Origin of the sequence: Cyanobium sp. LEGE 06143, from assembly GCF_015207535.1 — a bacterium.
GTDB lineage: Bacteria > Cyanobacteriota > Cyanobacteriia > PCC-6307 > Cyanobiaceae > NIES-981.
Window position 1 is genome coordinate 1 of sequence record NZ_JADEWP010000294.1, and the last position, 2023, is coordinate 2023.

The 2023-nt window shown below is 62.7% G+C and carries 2 protein-coding genes; both read left to right on the plus strand.

Annotation, left to right across the window (positions count from 1 at the left end; translation table 11 throughout):
- The coding region (locus tag IQ216_RS13695; RefSeq protein WP_193815909.1) for an ABC transporter ATP-binding protein at positions 1-492 on the plus strand (492 nt) is incomplete at its 5' end.
- A partial coding sequence (locus IQ216_RS13700) for an ABC transporter permease (protein ID WP_193815910.1) occupies positions 492-2023 on the plus strand: 1532 nt, incomplete at its 3' end. The genes IQ216_RS13695 and IQ216_RS13700, both read left to right, overlap by 1 nt.

Below are 2023 nucleotides of genomic sequence, written 5' to 3' on the forward strand. Positions count from 1 at the left end.
GATACTGAAATCAGTAGCCTGACGGAAGACCAGCGAGCACAGCTCCGGGCGAGCCGGGTTGGCTTCGTGTTCCAGTCATTCCAGCTGTTGCCGGCGCTGAGCGCGCTGGAGAACGTAATGTTGCCCCTCGAGCTGGCAGGGATGGAATCGCCGGAGGCGCGGGCCAAAGAACTGCTTGAGCGGGTAGGGCTGGGCGAGCGCCTGAGCCATACGCCACGGCAGTTATCCGGAGGTGAACAGCAGCGGGTAGCCATCGCCCGGGCTTTCGCTTCCGACCCGGTTATTCTGTTTGCGGATGAGCCCACCGGCAACCTGGATAACCGCACCGGGCAGGCGGTGTCGGATCTGCTGATGGATCTGAACCGGGAGCAAGGCACCACCTTGGTCATGGTCACCCACGATGAACACCTGGCAGCGCGATGCGGCCGGCAGCTTCACATTGAAGCCGGTGTACTGACAGAGCCGGAAGCGGCCCGGGAGTTGGCTGACTGATGGCGGCTGCAAAAAAACTGATGTCGGTGCGCCGGGACTGGCGCGAGCGTGATGTGCGGGTTGTGCTGGTGGCCCTGGTGATTGCCGTGGCAACCGTGGCTACCATTGCCCTGTTCGCCAACCAGCTGCAGCGAACCCTGGTCTCCTCGGCCAGCTCTTTCCTGGCGGCGGATCGCCAGCTTGAGGCGGAGAATGGCCGGCCAGTGCCGGCTGAATGGATTGACGAAGCCCGTGATCGGGGCCTGGAGACCGGCCAGCTGATTGAATTCTCCACCATGGTATTTGGTGAAGGTGGGTTCCAGCTGGTTTCCGTCAAGGCCGTCAGTGATGAGTATCCCCTGCGTGGCGAGATCGAAATCCAGCCAGGCTCTGATGCCCCGCGCCAAACCGTAGGGGCCGGCCCCGGGAGGGGCGAGATCTGGGTAAACCCCCGGTTGCTGCGATTGCTGGAGCTGGAGATTGGTGAAACGCTCGAGGTGGGCAATCTTGAACTTGAGATCACCAGTCTGCTGATACGGGAGCCAGATGGCGGCTTCAGGCTATCTTCCCTGGCCCCGCGTGTGATGATTCATGTGGACGACGTGCCCGGCACCGGCGTGATACAGGAAGGCAGCCGCGCTGAATACGTGTATCTGTTCGCCGGGCCTGACAACCTGCTTGACGACTACTATCAATGGCTGGAGCCACAGCTGGAACCGAGCCATGAATGGGAAAGTGTGCGCGATGGCGAAACCTTCTCCCGATCCCTGGAGCGTGCTGAACGTTTCCTGTTGCTCGGTGGCAGCCTGGCGGTCCTGCTGGCGGCGGTGGCCGTGGCGGTTGCCAGCCGTCAGTACGCCTTGTCTCAGCGGGATACCGTGGCACTTCTTAAAACCCTGGGGCTGTCGAGCCGGGGAATTGGCGGCCTTTACCTGCGCCGGTTGGCGCTGTGGGGTATCGCCGGTGTGATTGGTGGCCTGCTGGTGGCGCTGCCGCTGTTCTGGGTTCTGGTTCGCCTGTTGAGCGACGTGCTGGAGCAGCCGGTCGATTTCCATCTGGCGCCTTCGGCCCTGGTACCCGCCTTGCTTACGGCTCTGGTTTCCCTGTTCGCGTTTGCCTATCCGCCCATTCGCCGGCTGCGCAATGTGGCTGCGATGCGGGTTCTGAGGGCGCAGCCCGGGGAAAGTGGGCGAGACGCGATCCCCGATATTGCGATTGCGATTCTCGCCGTGTTCGGTCTGGTCTGGTTATACGCTGGCGAGGTTGCGCTGGTGTTTGCCTTGTTGGGCGGCCTGGCACTCCTGTTGGCGGTGTTGGCGCTGGTCGGTGGCCTGATGGTGGCGGTTCTGCGCCGTGTACGTGGCGGCGGCAACGCCTGGCGCCTGGCGCTGGTGGGCCTGTACCGGCATCGACAGGCCAGCATGGCGCAAATGGCGGTGTTTGCCATGACATTGATGCTGGCGGCCACGCTGATCCTGGTGCGCACTTCTTTGCTCGACGACTGGCAGGCCCAGTTACCGGATAATGCCCCCAATCACTTCCTGATTAACAT